The organism is Abyssibacter profundi, from assembly GCF_003151135.1.
GTDB lineage: Bacteria > Pseudomonadota > Gammaproteobacteria > Nevskiales > OUC007 > Abyssibacter > Abyssibacter profundi.
The window spans coordinates 203,086-216,818 of record NZ_QEQK01000003.1; the positions used below are offsets into that span (position 1 = coordinate 203,086).

Annotated in this window: 15 protein-coding genes and 1 tRNA gene; 11 read left to right on the top strand and 5 right to left on the bottom strand. The window is 63.8% G+C overall.

All coding sequences use genetic code 11. The annotated features are described in order from the left end of the window. Positions 1–48 precede the first annotated feature (48 nt). The 3 genes from DEH80_RS04160 (at position 49) to DEH80_RS04170 (ending at position 2,821) form a co-directional block, all read left to right on the top strand. A complete protein-coding gene (locus DEH80_RS04160; protein WP_165831283.1) occupies positions 49–1,353 on the top strand; it encodes an MATE family efflux transporter in 1,305 nt (434 codons plus the stop codon). A 104-nt stretch (positions 1,354–1,457) separates the two neighbouring features. Further along, positions 1,458–2,090, top strand: a complete 633-nt coding sequence (locus DEH80_RS04165; protein ID WP_109719308.1) for a peroxiredoxin — start codon at positions 1,458–1,460, stop codon at positions 2,088–2,090. 101 nt (positions 2,091–2,191) lie between these two features. Next, positions 2,192–2,821 (top strand): outer membrane beta-barrel protein, encoded by a 630-nt coding sequence (locus DEH80_RS04170; protein ID WP_133249111.1) that lies wholly within the window; start codon positions 2,192–2,194, stop codon positions 2,819–2,821. 27 nt (positions 2,822–2,848) lie between these two features. Here the strand turns inward: DEH80_RS04170 and DEH80_RS04175 are convergent, their stop codons facing one another. The 3 genes from DEH80_RS04175 to DEH80_RS04185 form a co-directional block, all read right to left on the bottom strand. After that, on the bottom strand, positions 2,849–3,337 hold the full coding sequence (locus DEH80_RS04175; RefSeq protein ID WP_165831284.1) for a DUF1579 family protein: 489 nt from the start codon (positions 3,335–3,337) through the stop codon (positions 2,849–2,851). Positions 3,338–3,363: 26 nt separating this feature from the next. Further along, positions 3,364–5,136 carry a cellulase family glycosylhydrolase gene (locus DEH80_RS04180; RefSeq protein WP_109719213.1) on the bottom strand — a complete coding sequence of 591 codons (1,773 nt, stop codon included), beginning with the start codon at positions 5,134–5,136 and terminating at the stop codon, positions 3,364–3,366. Positions 5,137–5,208: 72 nt separating this feature from the next. Then, on the bottom strand, positions 5,209–5,616 hold the full coding sequence (locus DEH80_RS04185; RefSeq protein WP_109719214.1) for an RDD family protein: 408 nt from the start codon (positions 5,614–5,616) through the stop codon (positions 5,209–5,211). A 4-nt stretch (positions 5,617–5,620) separates the two neighbouring features. On the opposite strand from DEH80_RS04185, the gene DEH80_RS04190 reads away from it, so the two are divergent. Beyond that, the gene (locus tag DEH80_RS04190) at positions 5,621–6,031 is read left to right on the top strand and encodes a hypothetical protein (protein WP_133249112.1); all 411 of its coding nucleotides are present in this window, start codon (positions 5,621–5,623) and stop codon (positions 6,029–6,031) included. A gap of 5 nt (positions 6,032–6,036) precedes the next feature. Beyond that, positions 6,037–6,714, top strand: coding sequence for an NUDIX hydrolase (locus tag DEH80_RS04195; protein ID WP_133249113.1), 678 nt, complete (start codon positions 6,037–6,039; stop codon positions 6,712–6,714). 58 nt (positions 6,715–6,772) lie between these two features. Here the strand turns inward: DEH80_RS04195 and DEH80_RS04200 are convergent, their stop codons facing one another. Then, positions 6,773–8,179 (bottom strand): DegQ family serine endoprotease, encoded by a 1,407-nt coding sequence (locus tag DEH80_RS04200; RefSeq protein WP_207774459.1) that lies wholly within the window; start codon positions 8,177–8,179, stop codon positions 6,773–6,775. Positions 8,180–8,816: 637 nt separating this feature from the next. Further along, positions 8,817–8,892 (bottom strand) — tRNA-Glu (locus DEH80_RS04205). Between the two features lie 118 nt (positions 8,893–9,010). Between DEH80_RS04205 and pcnB the strand changes: the two genes are divergently transcribed. From pcnB to panD, 6 genes are all read left to right on the top strand, one after another. After that, positions 9,011–10,306 (top strand): polynucleotide adenylyltransferase PcnB, encoded by a 1,296-nt coding sequence (gene pcnB, locus DEH80_RS04210; RefSeq protein ID WP_207774471.1) that lies wholly within the window; start codon positions 9,011–9,013, stop codon positions 10,304–10,306. Positions 10,307–10,308: 2 nt separating this feature from the next. After that, complete coding sequence (gene folK / locus DEH80_RS04215) at positions 10,309–10,809, top strand: 2-amino-4-hydroxy-6-hydroxymethyldihydropteridine diphosphokinase (protein ID WP_207774461.1); 501 nt, start codon at positions 10,309–10,311, stop codon at positions 10,807–10,809. Beyond that, entirely contained in the window at positions 10,806–11,429 is a 624-nt protein-coding gene (locus tag DEH80_RS04220; RefSeq protein ID WP_165831285.1) for a deoxynucleoside kinase, read from the top strand. Before folK ends, DEH80_RS04220 begins: the two co-directional genes overlap by 4 nt. 49 nt (positions 11,430–11,478) lie before the next feature. Further along, on the top strand, positions 11,479–12,303 hold the full coding sequence (panB, locus tag DEH80_RS04225) for a 3-methyl-2-oxobutanoate hydroxymethyltransferase (RefSeq protein ID WP_109719220.1): 825 nt from the start codon (positions 11,479–11,481) through the stop codon (positions 12,301–12,303). After that, a complete protein-coding gene (panC, locus tag DEH80_RS04230; protein ID WP_109719221.1) occupies positions 12,300–13,160 on the top strand; it encodes a pantoate--beta-alanine ligase in 861 nt (286 codons plus the stop codon). The genes panB and panC overlap by 4 nt, the downstream gene beginning before the upstream one ends. A 160-nt stretch (positions 13,161–13,320) precedes the next feature. Then, positions 13,321–13,701 (top strand): aspartate 1-decarboxylase, encoded by a 381-nt coding sequence (gene panD, locus DEH80_RS04235; RefSeq protein WP_109719222.1) that lies wholly within the window; start codon positions 13,321–13,323, stop codon positions 13,699–13,701. Positions 13,702–13,733 lie beyond the last annotated feature (32 nt).

A 13,733-nucleotide genomic window follows, 5' to 3' on the forward strand; every position in this document is an offset into this window, starting at 1 on the left:
GTTGTGAACGCCGTGTGGGTCGAAATCCGAGCCTGTTTGCAGTTGGCTGTGCCAATCGTGCTGGCGCAGCTGGCGATGATGGGCTCGCGGGTGGCCGATACGATCATGGCCGGGCGGTTGTCGGCCACGGATCTTGCGGCTGTCGCGTCCGGGGCCAGTTATTGGATGATTCTCGGTCTGTTGGTGATCGGGCTGGCCAACGGCCTGTCGCCGATCGTGGCACAGCAGCGCGGGCGCGGAGTGGCGGCGACGGAGATCGGATCGTATATCCAGCAATGTCTTTGGGTTGCGATTCTCATCGGTACGGCCTGGCTGGTGTTGATGTGGCTGACGGCCGCTCCGCTGATGACTCAGTTGGGGTTGTCGCCCACGGCAACGCAGGCGGCCACCGGTTATCTGCAGGCCGTCGCGCTCGGAGCGCCGGCAACCAGTGTGATGTTGGTCCTGCGCTTCGGCGCTGATGGCATGGGCCAGGCGCGCCCGTTTTTGCTGATCGGGTTGGCCGGATTGGCCGTCAACGTGCTGTTGAACTACATGCTGATGTGGGGGCGGCTAGGCGCGCCGCAACTGGGTGCGGTGGGCTGCGGCTATGCCACCGCCGTGGCGGACATCGTGATGTTACTGCTGTTTCTGTTGGCGTATCGCGTGCACAAACCCCTGCGCGCGCTGCAGGTGTTCGCACGCCGGGTGATGCCGCAGCGCGAGACCGTGGTGGATTGGATGCGTGTGGGCTTGCCAATCGCCGTCATGCTGACCTTCGAGGCCGGGTTTTTTGGTGCAACGGCACTGGTCATGGCGCGCTTTGGAGATATTCCTGCCGCGGCGCATCAGATCGCGATGAATTACTCCTCGGTCTGCTTCATGGTGCCGCTGGGCATTGCTTTTGCCACCACCGTGCGGGTGGGACATGCCATCGGGCGAGGGCGCCCGGAGGCCGCGCGACGCGCTGGCTGGACGGGCGTCGGGCTCAGTCTGGTCTTTGCAGCATTCTCGGCAGCGCTGATGCTGTTGGCGCCTGGCTGGATCGTCGGCCTCTACACCGACAGCGCCTCGGTGGCGCCGCTGGCCGTGCGGCTATTGTTCTGGGCTGCACTGTTCCAGTTCTTTGATTGCCTGCAGGCCTCATCGGCCGGCGCCTTGCGTGGATTTAAGGACACGCGCTGGCCCATGCTGATCACGCTGGTGGCCTATTGGATTGTCGGTATGCCGGTCGGGGCCACGCTGGCCTTCGCCGGCGGTTACGGTCCGGACGCCTTGTGGTGGGGCATTATCCTGGGGCTGGGGACAGCGGGTGTGTTGCTCTGCTGGCGCTTGGCGCGTCGCTCCGGCCGGGTGGTGTCACAAACGGCTTGATTCGCCGGCGCGGTTGCTTGTAACCACGTCGTATAAGCACATGCCTTGAGTCAGGCGGGGTTCGGGCGCATCGTCGCGACAGGTTCAACGCAAGGACGATGACCATGACACTGCAACTCGGAGACACCGCCCCGGATTTTGAGGCCGAGACGACCCTCGGCACCATCCGCTTCCACGATTGGCTGGGAGACAGCTGGGGCGTATTGTTCTCGCACCCCAAGGACTACACGCCGGTTTGCACCACGGAATTGGGTTACACGGCCAAGCTGAAAGATGAGTTTGCCCAGCGCAACACCAAGGTGATTGGCCTCTCTGTCGACCCGTTGGGTGATCATCACGGCTGGATCGAGGACATCGAAGCAACCCAGGGCGCGCGCCCGGATTTCCCGATGATCGCTGATGCCGACCGCAAGGTGTCCACGCTCTACGGCATGCTGCATCCGAACGCCAGCGCCACCACCACGGTGCGCTCGGTGTTCATTATTGACCCTCAACGCAAGGTCCGGCTGACTATTACCTATCCTGCCTCCACCGGTCGCAACTTTAACGAGATTCTGCGGGTGCTCGATTCGCTGCAGCTGACGGATCAGCACCAGGTGGCCACGCCGGTGAACTGGGAACCCGGTGATGACGTCATCATCGTTCCGACAGTTTCCAATGAGGAGGCCCGCGAGCGTTTCCCCGAGGGCTGGGACGAGCAGCGACCCTATCTACGTGTGGTCAAGCAGCCGCAGTAGGTGATGAACGCGCCGGCCGTGGTGGCTCGCCGCGGCCGGCGGTTCGATATGATCGGTGCCGCGCCATTGTCGGCGCCAAGATAACAACTGAGGAGACAACGATGAGCAAGGGAATGGTCATCGCCGGCCTGGTGCTGTGGGCGGGCGCCAGTGCGGCGGGCTCGACACAGGCTAATTATTTTGAACTGCATTTCGTGCAGAGCGAATTCGGTGGCGCAGGAGACGGCCGGACCAGCAACGGGGGGCTGGGTTTCAGCTTCGCCAAGTCGTTCTGGGAGCATGCCGCCTGGTACGGCGAGGTCGATTGGCGGCATGACGATGATGCGCCGGAACTGGATCTGGTGACCGGCAGCCTGGGCGCCGGGCCGCGCTACGCCGTGGAGGCCCTGGGTGGGCTGTCCCTGCAACTGGCGGTGAGCTTTGAGCACATGCGTATCCGGTTACAGGATGACGACCCGGCCACTGCCATGACTGAAGTCACCACGATTCGTCACAACGGTGTGGGCGGATCGCTGGGGTTGTCCTGGCCGGTGGGTGACCGCAGCGAGCTGTTCGGGCGCTACACGCTGGTCGACCTGACCGATACAGACACCGATGAAGAGGACGAATCGATCATCCTGGCCGGATTTCGGCTCGGGGTGAGCGATGAATTCTCGCTGGTTGCCTCGGTTCGGGATTACGACAACCTCGACACCACCGACTACCGTCTCGGTCTGGCTGTCGATTTCTGAGGCCAGGCGGGCCCGATGGTGCGACGTTTAGCGACCGTCGGGCTGGCGCTCATAGTGGATCTTCCAGACGGTTTGCCAGCTGGCGCCGCCGTCGGTGGAACGTTCCCAGTTCCAGTCCAGTGAATTCGGCCGGATGTTGTACCAGACCATGCGTTGGAGCATGGGCTGGCCTTCCGCGGTCTGGGCAGGGCGGAACAATTCCATGCTGCCGTCAGGTGCCAGCCCGCCGGTGAAGTCGAGATAGGCTCCGGTGTTGTCCACCCAGGTCTGTTTCCATTGATCGGCCTTGGCGTCGTAAACCGTGACGCTCATGCCCGCCAACTGGTCGCCGGGACGCGCATCAAACTGCTCCAAAATGACCTGCTCGTCCAGAATTCGGGAGACCTGATTAGTGGCCTGCCCATCCGAGCCCCAGGTCAGATTCCATTGGCCTAGCCAGAAGTCGAAGTCGTTCGCGCTGCCGGACCAGGCCGGGCCAGCTAAGCCGAAGAGCGCGAGAAAGAGCCAAAGGCGCATGGGGCGGATCGCAGTGAACAGATTCATCATCTTGCATCGGCCTCGCGGAGAGCGCAAAAGCCAAAAGTGGTCTGTGCGCCAGGCTGCAGCCGGGCATTGTGCGAAAGCCCGCTGACCTGCAGCTGATCGCCCGAGCGGGTGTGGCGCGCGTTCCATAATTCGCGAAGTCGCCCTTCGATCGGTACACGCAGCTGCCATGATCGGGCGTCGCGGCCCGTGTTGCGGACCTGAACCTGCACGCAGTAGCCCTGGCCCCAGTCGGATTGCACGGTTAGCTGGCTGTCGATATCCCGCGCGGTCTCGAGCGGTTGCCGGGATGGGCGCTGCGGCCTGTGTTCCAGGCAGTAGCCGAAATGGGCGGAGGCACCGGGGTCTAGCGTGGCGTTCCAGGCCACCCCTCGGAACCGGACTGGCTCGCCCTGCGCGCTCGATTCCGCGTTCCAGACTTGGGTGATGTGCCCCGGAAGCGCCTCGGTGACCTCCCAGCGCAGCGACCGGTTGCCGGTATTGCGAACGGTGATTTGTTCGCAAAGCCCCTGGCCCCAGGTGGATAGGCGGTCGACCTGCGTGTGCAGTGGCTGCCCACGCTCGATCGGTCGGGTCGAGGGGGCGTCGGCGGGCCTTTGTGGCGTGGCCGCTGACTCCGGCGCGGTGGCGATGTGGGTCTGCGCCAATGGCGCGTCCTCATCGGCGGGGCGTTCCTCGGCAAACCAGAGTCGACGGAGCAGGGCGACCTTCTCAGCATGCAGGCTGTGCCAGTCGTCCTGGAGCAAACCGCCGGTGTCATCGGAGTTCGGATTCCATGACCAGTAGAAGCCCGACCGAACGCGCTTGCTGATCAGGTAGTGCACCAGCGCGTCCTGCCAAGCGCGGTCGCGTGGATCGCCTTCGCCGTAGCGTCCCCCGAACTCGCCCAGCATGACCGTGTAGCCCTGGTCGACAAACTGACCGAAGCGGCGTTCCCAGATCGCCGGCATGTTCGCGGGAAACCGCGGGTCGTCGAAGTAGGGCTGCGGGTGCACGTCCGGGCCATAGGTATGCGGGGCCAGCACCAGGCGGTCCGGCGGAAGATCCAGCGGGGTGCAGGCCATCGGTTCGAGATTCTCGCCCCAGAAGGCGGGCCCACCGCCGGTGGTGCAGGGGCCGGCGTCGGCAATGCCTTCGACAAACAGCAACCAGCGCGGGGCGACACGCAGCACCGCCGCACCGGCACGCTCGGCTGCCCGGTTCCAGTCGGTCCGACGATTGCCAGCGCCCCAGGTTGCCGCACCGTGCGGCTCGTTTTTGAGGTCGATCCCGATAACACCCGGCACGTCGCGGAAGCGGCGCGCTAGCGTGACCAGATCGTCAATCCAGTCCTGTTCGCTGTAATCGGGGGTGTGCCACAGCTCCGAGATTTGCTGGCAGTCAGGGCGGTGGTGATCGAGCAGGACGTACAACCCACGGTTGCTCATCGCTCGGACGAGATGATCCAGCAATGCGGCCGAATCCAGATCAATGAGATCGGGGTTCAGGTCGGGATCGATGCCGCGCGTGGCGGTGCCGTGAATCGTGGCAGGGCAGACCGGTACGCGAATCGCGTTGGCGCCGATGGACTCGATCTGGTCCAGCATGTCGCGCCACGACCGGGCCCAGAGGCCATGTGGCGCATGCGTTTCAGTCTCGAAGCCAAACCAGTTGACGCCCCGAAGCTGCACAGGCTGGCCGTGCCGATCGACGAGGCTGCCGCCTTGTGCGCTATAGCCAGCGGCGAGCATGGGTGTCAGTGCGAGTAGCCCGCAGGCCAGCCATCGAAGCATGAGGTTGCATCAGATCGGTGTCGGTCGAGTCGGGTTGGACCACGGGCGCCCGCATCGATTCCATGACGGTTGTTAGCTCCGGGGTTCGCGGACCACTTCGGTATTCGCAACCAGGTCGTGCAGACCGCGGCGCTCCGGGTCGAAGAGGCACCAGAGCAGGCTGGCGCCCAGCGTCAGCCACGCGACGGTGAGCCGAACGACGCCTTGGGTCAGCATGAGCCGCTGGCCATCGCGGCTGCGCACCCGTAGCCGCCAGGCCTGCATGCCCAGGGTTTGACCCGCACGGCACCAGAAACCCACGAAGAACAGGGCAGTTAATGTGAACAGATAGATCCGATACCACGGTGCATCCACCGCGCCGCCGGTGAAGGGCATTAATGCAAAGGTGCCCAATATCCAGATCCCGGCAACCAGGAGGCTGTCGTAGACTATGGCGGCGAGACGAATCCAGAGACTGGCAGGCGACGTGACGGAAGCCATGACGATGAAGTGGTCCTTAGCTATTTGGCTGGGTGCGGGATTGCTGATGCTGGCGGGTTGCGCCACCGGGCCAGATCCTCGCGCCGTGGTGCGCAGCGAACTGGACCAAGCTTTCGCCTATCCAGGGCTGCGCGCGTTTCCCGGATTATATGAGATCACCTCGGTGGACATTGTTCGCAAGCACGCGATTAATGACTCCACCTACGAGGTCGAGGCTGAAGTCGAGCTGCGGTTGCTCAAGGATGTGGCCGACTGGGTCAAAACCGATGGCGTTGGCGGGCTGGGTGAAAACGGCTTTGCGGCCTATCGTCGTTTCCGCAACGCCAAGGCGGGCGACCGATTCTCACAGCGCGTCACCTACCGGCTGACCGAGGCCGATGCCGGTTGGGCCGGCCAGCGCACGGACGCGTCCTGATTCGCGTGGCCCGTGATGCTCAGCAGCCGGCCGTCCCGCTAGCTGCCGCCGGCTTGATTGTTGTTGACGACGATCACCGTGTTCTGATGGCGCAGCGCCCGACGACCGCGCGCTTCGCGCCAGGCGCCTGGGTGTTTCCGGGCGGCTTGGTCGAAACCCATGACGGTTTGGACAATCGCGAAGTCACCGATGAGTCGGCGTCACAGCTGGCCTTGGATGCTTATCGGGTGGCGGCGGTCCGTGAATGCCTTGAAGAAACCGGTGTGGCCTGTCTTGAGGCGGCCGTCGAGCCGGCGGTCATGGCAACGGTCCGTCAGCGCTTGCTGGCGGGGGGCGGGCTGATGGAGACGCTGGCCGCCGAGGGTGTGGAGCCCGCCTTGCCCACCCTGCACTACGTGGGGTTTTGGACCACGCCGCCGATGTCTCCACTGCGTTATTCCACGCGATTTTTCATGACGGCCGCACCCGATCACGGATTGAACCCCGAGGTGGATGGGGTGGAGATTGTCGATGCCTGCTGGATGACCCCAGCTGACGCATTGCAGCGGCATCGGCAAGGTGGGTTTGCGCTGCTGCCACCCCAGTCGGCGCAACTGCGCCATTTCGCTGCATTGGCTGAGCGCCAGCGCCTGCTGGATTGGGCCCAGGCCGGGCCTGCCGTGCTCCAGAATCGAGCAGGTTAGCCCCCAAGACGAACAAGGCCCGGATGAACCGGGCCTTGTTGCTTGCAGGACCTGCGAACTAGTCGTCGATGGTGATGGCCACGAACAGCGGGTTGTCTCCGCGCTGAACCAGCACCGACACCGGCTTGCCCTTGGGCAGGTCGTCGACAAGCTTGCGCAGTTGCCGCGCCGAATCGATGGACGAGCGGCCCACGCGACGGATGACGTCGCCCTTGCGAATGCCTGCGCGCGCAGCCGGTCCGTCACGTTCCATGCCGACGATGACCACGCCACCGCGCTCGATGCCTAAGGTTTCACGTTCGTCGTCCGTGAGGTCACGGACCTGGACGCCCAGGCCGGTCATGCTCTCGTCCTGGCTGCTACGTGCGGGGACGGCGCGTCCATCCTGATCCTTGAGTTCCTCAATCTTGGCTTTCAGCGTCTTGCGCTTGCCGTCACGCAGCACCAGCACCGGGACGCGGCTGCCAACAGGCGTCTCGCCAACAATCGGAGGCAGGGCAGAGGACGAGCTGACGCTCTGGCCGTTGAACTCCAGGATGATGTCGCCGGGTTCGATGCCGGCTTTGGCCGCCGGGCTGTCTTCCAGCACGTTGGCGACCAAGGCTCCCCGCGGGCGGTCCAGTCCGAAGGATCGGGCTAGATCCTGCGTCACGTTCTGGATGCTGACACCGAGCCAGCCGCGGCTGACGTAGCCCTGCGATTCGATCTGCCGTGCAACCTGCATGGCGGTATTGATCGGAATCGCGAACGACACACCTTGATAGCCCCCTGAGCGGGAGTAGATCTGGGAATTGATCCCGACAACCTGACCCTGGGTGTTGAGTAGCGGGCCGCCGGAGTTACCCGGGTTGACGGCGACGTCAGTCTGAATAAACGGCACGTAAGAGTCCGACGGCAGACTGCGGCCCAGCGCCGAGACAATCCCCTGCGTGGCGGTGAAGTCCAGGCCGAACGGAGATCCGATGGCGAGCACCCACTCGCCGACCTCCAGCGTATCCGAGTTGCCCAGCTTCAGCGTGGGTAAGCCGCTGGCATCGATCTTCAGGACGGCCACATCAGAGCGCTCGTCCAGCCCCACGAGTTCGGCCTGGAGTTCGCGTTGATCCGATAGGCGTACGACGATTTCGTCGGCATCCTTGACGACATGGGCATTGGTCAACACCGTGCCATCGTCAGAGATGATGAAGCCCGAGCCCAGCGACTGCGCCGGTCGCGGCGCCGGCATATTGGGCTGGCCAAACCGGCGGAAGAACTCGTTGAAGGGGTGATTTTCCGGCAGGTCGAAGCCGAAGCCCTCGGCGCCTTCCGGGCGAGACTGTGTGGTGCTGATATTCACCACGGCCGCCTGGTTCTGTTTCACCAGTGTGCGGAAGTCGGGCAGGTTCTGCGCCTGGGCCGGAACGGCCAGCAGCGCTGCGCATGCGGCGAAGACCGCGATCAGCAAAGATGGTTTGCGTCGCTTCACTTGGCAATCCTTTCGATTGAATGTCATGGACGTCTGGGCGTCGTTTAAGCGTGGATGCAACAGCCTCGTCAACCGTTGCATCGCCCCTCTCCCCCGACGGCGAATCCGTCAGAGCTGCCCAGTCTGACCACAATCGGTCCGGAATGCTCCCTAACGATTAGCGCTGTCGAGTCATCCGAGGCCCGCGGCCAGGGTGAGACCTACAATCACCCCGAAGGCGAATCCATAGCCGCCCCAGACATAGCGCCGTTTCAGGCGGCGCCGACCCGTCGAGTCGTAGTAGTGCATGTGCCCATCCAGCTGAAAAGACCCTGCCGTGCGCCGAGCGCAGCGGCGAATGAGACCCCCTGTCCATCCAGGTCCATTAATGCACGAAACATGCGAGTTGACGGAAAGTTAACGTCAAATTGTTTCGGTTGGGCGAAAGCCTAGCCGGGTCGGGTGGCGGCGCGCTGCCCCTCAGATGGGTGAGGGGGCTTGTGGCTGGCTATAAAATGGCGTGGTGCTGAACGTTGCCGGGGGCTCATGATCCGGTCAGACCGACCAGGCGGCGCGGCCGCACGGGACGGCAATGCGTTCAGCCCGCGCACTGGTGAGGCGCCGAGCATCGGGCTAGGGCAGCGCCTGGCCAGGAAAATGGTACTCCCAAGGGGACTCGAACCCCTGTTTTCGCCGTGAGAGGGCGACGTCCTAGACCGCTAGACGATGGGAGCAGCGTGGCGGGGCGCGGTATTATAGGGAGCGACAAGCGCATTTCAATCCCGACTCGCGCGCGCAAGCGCCGGCGACGGGGCGATTAAAAAGGACACGGTCATTTCTGAACCCACGATCATTCCCAGAGACGCTCATAACGTCTCGCGGCAGCATATTTCCCAAGGCGCGTTGGACGTGCTTTATGACCTGGGCCGAGCCGGCTACGAGGCCTATCTGGTTGGCGGTGGCGTTCGCGATCTGCTCGCAGGGCTTCAGCCCAAGGACTTCGACGTCGCGACCGATGCCAGCCCCGAGCAGGTCAAAGAGGTCTTTCGCCGGGCCCGTCTGATCGGTCGGCGTTTTCGCCTGGCCCATGTGCGTGCGGGCGGCGAGATCATCGAGGTGGCGACCTTCCGTGCGCAGCCGCGCTCGCCAGAAGAAGGCGAGGCGCTGGTGGAAGACGACGGTGAGGATCACGACCATCTGCTGGATGAGGGGGGCAGAATTCTCCGCGACAACGTCTACGGCACGCTCGAAGACGATGCCTTCCGCCGAGATTTCACCATCAACGCGCTGTACTACCGGGTCACGGATTTCTCGGTGGTCGATTATGTCGGTGGCATGGCCGACATGGCGGCGCGCCAGATGCGACTCATCGGTGATCCGGATACGCGTTACCGTGAAGATCCCGTTCGCATGCTTCGGGCTGTCCGCATTGCGAACAAGCTGGGCTTCGGCATTGAGCCGGCCACGGCCGCACCGATTCGCGAGCTTGCGCCTTTGCTGACCGACGTGCCCTCTGCACGGCTGTTCGATGAGGTGCTCAAACTGTTCCTATCCGCCCAGGCCGAAAAAAACTTTGACGACCTGGTTGACTACGGCCTGTTTCAGCAGCTGTTTCCGCGCACCGGCGCCTGCCTGGAGCGGCCAGGCGTTGAGACACTGATCCGAGGCGCGCTGCAGGGTACGGCCCAGCGCGTGCTCGAGGACAAGCCGGTTACGCCCGCATTCTTGTACGCGGCGCTGCTGTGGCCGGTGGTCCGTCAGGACATGGAGCCTGCGTTGGCCGAAGGGCAAAGCCTGGCGCAGGCCATTCCAACTTTCTCTGGCGATGTCGTGACCGAGCAGGTCGAGACGGTCGCAATTCCCCGACGCTTCTCCACGCCCATGCGTGAAATCTGGGCGCTGCAGCCGCGGTTTTATCGCCGCAATGGCCGGCGGCCTGAGCGCCTGGCCGCGCATCCGCGGTTCCGAGCGGCCTATGACTTTCTCCTGCTGCGAACAGCTGCCGGGGAAGAGGATCCGGAGCTTGCGCAGTGGTGGACCGAGTATCAGGAGGGTCAGGCCCCGACGCCGCCGACATCGTCGGATCGCCCCAAGCGTCGACGCCGGCGCCGCCGTCGCCGTCCGGCTGCGGACAGCGCTTCGGAGTAGCCGTGCCGTCACTGGTCACCGCCTATCTCGGGTTGGGTGCGAACTTGGGCCAGCCGGAGCAGACCCTGGCGGCGGCGGTGAAGGCGATTCGCGATTGGCCGGATGTCGAGGTCTGCGGTGTGAGTCGGCTCTACCACTCGGCACCCATGGGGCCGCAGAATCAGCCGGATTACTGCAATGCCGTGCTTGAGATTCAGACCGCCCAACCGGCTGCCGGCTTGCTGACTCTGGGTCAGCAGACGGAGTCCGCATTCGGCCGTGTGCGTCGCGAACACTGGGGCGCAAGAAGTCTGGATATCGACGTCTTGCTCTACGGCGATGCGCAGATTCAAACGCCCAGTCTCCGCGTCCCTCACCCAGGGCTGGCAGAGCGTGCCTTTGTCGTCTTTCCGCTCATGGATCTGGCGCCGGGCCTGCGGCTGCCTGGTGGGCAGCGGCTGGCCGCCGTGGCGGAACAGCTCCAGGCGGAGCCTCTTCGCCGTGTACAGGACTGGGCGCCTTGACGCGTTACATTGCGGTGGAAGGCCCCATCGGGGTCGGCAAGACCACGCTCACGCGTCGTCTGGCGGCTGATCTACAGGCCAATCTGCTGTTGGAGGCGCCGGACGACAACCCGTTTCTCAAGGGGTTTTACGATGACCCGGAGCGACATGCCTTTCAGGTCCAGCTGTGTTTTCTGTTGCAGCGGGCGGGGCAGGTTGATGGCCTGCGCCAAAGCGACTTGTTTGCCCGGCCCGTGACCGTTGCCGATTTCTTTTTTGACAAGGATCCGCTGTTCGCGGAAATGACACTGGCCGCCAGCGACTACCGTTTGTACCGGGAGTTGTTCAACCGTCTGGCCTGGGCGGCTCCGGCGCCGGACGTGATTGTTTATCTGCACGCATCGACCGAGGTGCTGGTGCAGCGCGTGCGGCAACGTGGACGTGACAGCGAACAGGCACTGGGCGCGGCGTATCTCGATCAGGTCGCGGCGCGATACCGGTCGCTTTTTGCCGACTACGCACATCCGCATGTCGTGGTGGTCGACGCCGAGGCCCTTGATCTGGTTGGCGATCCCGCAGCGTATCGGGCCGTGCGCGAGGCGATTGAAGGGCCGCCCGGTCGATTTCATCTGCCCGGATGATGCAAAGCGCGGTGCTATCATCGCGCGCGTTTTTAGATCCGGAGCGAGCATGAGCGCCGCTGAACAACCCGTGGACAGCAAACCGCTAAACCTGGGTGATTTCCGAACCATGCGTGCGAATGGGGAAGCCATCGCATGTCTTACTGCCTACGATGCCGCCTTTGCCGCCGCCCAGGAAGCCGCCGGGGTCGACCTGATCCTGGTCGGAGATTCGCTGGGCATGGTGATTCAGGGTCACCGCAGCACCGTGCCGGTGGCCGTGGACGACATCCTCTACCACACGCGCTGCGTGACGCGGTCTGTGACCCGGCCGTGGGTCGTTGCGGACATGCCGTTCTTGAGCGTGCGGTCACCAGACTACGCGGTGGAGCAGGCCGGCCGACTGATGCAGGAGGCCGACGCGGCAATGGTCAAGCTCGAAGGCGGTGAGTCGCAGGTCGATGTTGCCCGTGCGTTGGCGGATCAGGGGATCCCGGTGTGTGGGCATCTGGGTTTGCAGCCGCAACTGTTCTACAAGCTGGGCGGATTCAAGGTCCAGGGGCGTGAAGCCGAGGCCGCGCAGGCGATCGTGGATCGCGCCAAGGCCTTGGAGCAGGCGGGCGCAGACATGATCCTGCTCGAGTGCGTGCCCAATGCCGTGACCCAAGGCGTGGTCGAGGCAACCTCCGTGCCCGTGATCGGCATTGGCGCCGGGCCGCATGCCCACGGACAGATTTTGGTGATGCACGACATGCTCAACGTCACCACGGGGCGCAAGCCGCGTTTCGTCAAGGATTTCATGGCCGAAACGGGTGGGGTTGAGGCTGCCTTTGCCGCGTATGTGCGTGAGGTCAAGTCCGGCGCCTACCCGCAACCCACGCACGGATTCGGATGAAGCTTGTTCATGACCTGGCCGAACTGCACGCCCTGCGTGCGGCTTGGCGCACGGCGGGTGAAACCGTGGCCCTGGTGCCGACAATGGGGAATCTGCATGCCGGGCATTTGTCCCTGGTCGAGCAGGTTCAGCCGCAGGCCGATCGCGTCATCGTCACCATTTTCGTGAATCCTTTGCAGTTCGCGCCGGGTGAGGATTTCGAGCAGTACCCGCGCACGCTGGATGAAGACCTGGCGAAGCTGGACGCGCTGAGGCCCGACGTGGTTTTTGCGCCGTCGGTCGAGGCGATGTACCCGACGGGTTACCCCATTGCGACGCGGGTCGCGGTCGAGCCGTTGGTCGATCGTTACTGCGGGGCGTTCCGGGCAGGCCACTTCACCGGCGCTGCGACGGTGGTGACGATTCTCTTCAATCTGGTGCAGCCGGATCTGGCAATTTTCGGTGAGAAGGATTACCAGCAGCTGCTGATTTTCCGGCGCATGGCGGCGGATCTGCACATGCCGGTGCGCATCGTGTCCGGTGCAACCATCCGCGAGCCCAACGGGCTGGCCATGAGTAGCCGCAACCGCTACCTGACGCAGGCACAGCGGGACCAGGCGTCCACGCTGCGGCAGGTCTTGCTGGCAACCGGTCGGGCGCTGCTCGCCGGTCGTCGGGACTTTGAGGCTTTGGAAGCCGATGGTCTCCAGCAGCTTGCTGAAGCGGGGTTCGATCCGCAGTACTTGAAGATCGCAACACCCGCGCTGGATTCGCCCGGTCCGGAGGCGGACGATTTCGTGGTGCTGGCGGCCGCGGTGCTGGGATCCGCCCGGCTCATCGACAACATCACGCTGCAAGATCCCGACTTGCGTGCTTGAGGCAGTTTGGCTGGCCGTCTAAACTACCCGGCTGGTGCGGGGGTTCTGACAACAGTGGTCGCGCCGTCCTGCGAGCCCGGTTTACGCACCAGATCCCCACGATTGATTCCAACTGACGCAAACCATTGAGTTTGGTCAAGATATTGGCGAGGTTCGCCCTATGAACGTCACCCTGCTGAAAGCCAAGCTGCATCGTGCCTGTGTTACGCATGCCGAGCTGGACTACGAGGGTTCCTGTGCAATCGACCAGGATTTGCTGGATGCCGCCGGCATTCTGGAATACGAACAGGTGCAGATTTACAACGTCACCAATGGCGAGCGTTTTGAAACCTACGCCATTCTGGGCGAGCGTGGCTCGCGCGTGATTTCCGTCAACGGCGCCGCTGCCCACAAGGCGCAGCCGGGGGATCGGCTCATCATCTGCGCCTACTGCGGCATGGACGAGGCCGAAGCCAAGCGCCACAAACCGCGGCTGGTGTACCTGGATGAGACCAATCAGGTGACGCATTCGCGAAACGTCATTCCGGTGCAGGCAGCCTGATGCGGTTGTCTGGCCGCATCCGTCACCAGACA

Excerpts from the sequence above, each read along its gene's own strand:
- panD (WP_109719222.1), top strand. The coding sequence starts at position 13,321 with ATGAACGTCACCCTGCTGAAAGCCAAGCTGCATCGTGCCTGTGTTACG.
- DEH80_RS04190 (WP_133249112.1), top strand. The coding sequence starts at position 5,621 with ATGAAGTGGTCCTTAGCTATTTGGCTGGGTGCGGGATTGCTGATGCTG.
- DEH80_RS04175 (WP_165831284.1), bottom strand. The coding sequence starts at position 3,337 with ATGCGCCTTTGGCTCTTTCTCGCGCTCTTCGGCTTAGCTGGCCCGGCC.
- DEH80_RS04180 (WP_109719213.1), bottom strand. The coding sequence starts at position 5,136 with ATGCTTCGATGGCTGGCCTGCGGGCTACTCGCACTGACACCCATGCTC.
- panB (WP_109719220.1), top strand. The coding sequence starts at position 11,479 with ATGAGCGCCGCTGAACAACCCGTGGACAGCAAACCGCTAAACCTGGGT.
- DEH80_RS04185 (WP_109719214.1), bottom strand. The coding sequence starts at position 5,616 with ATGGCTTCCGTCACGTCGCCTGCCAGTCTCTGGATTCGTCTCGCCGCC.
- DEH80_RS04170 (WP_133249111.1), top strand. The coding sequence starts at position 2,192 with ATGAGCAAGGGAATGGTCATCGCCGGCCTGGTGCTGTGGGCGGGCGCC.
- DEH80_RS04165 (WP_109719308.1), top strand. The coding sequence starts at position 1,458 with ATGACACTGCAACTCGGAGACACCGCCCCGGATTTTGAGGCCGAGACG.
- panC (WP_109719221.1), top strand. The coding sequence starts at position 12,300 with ATGAAGCTTGTTCATGACCTGGCCGAACTGCACGCCCTGCGTGCGGCT.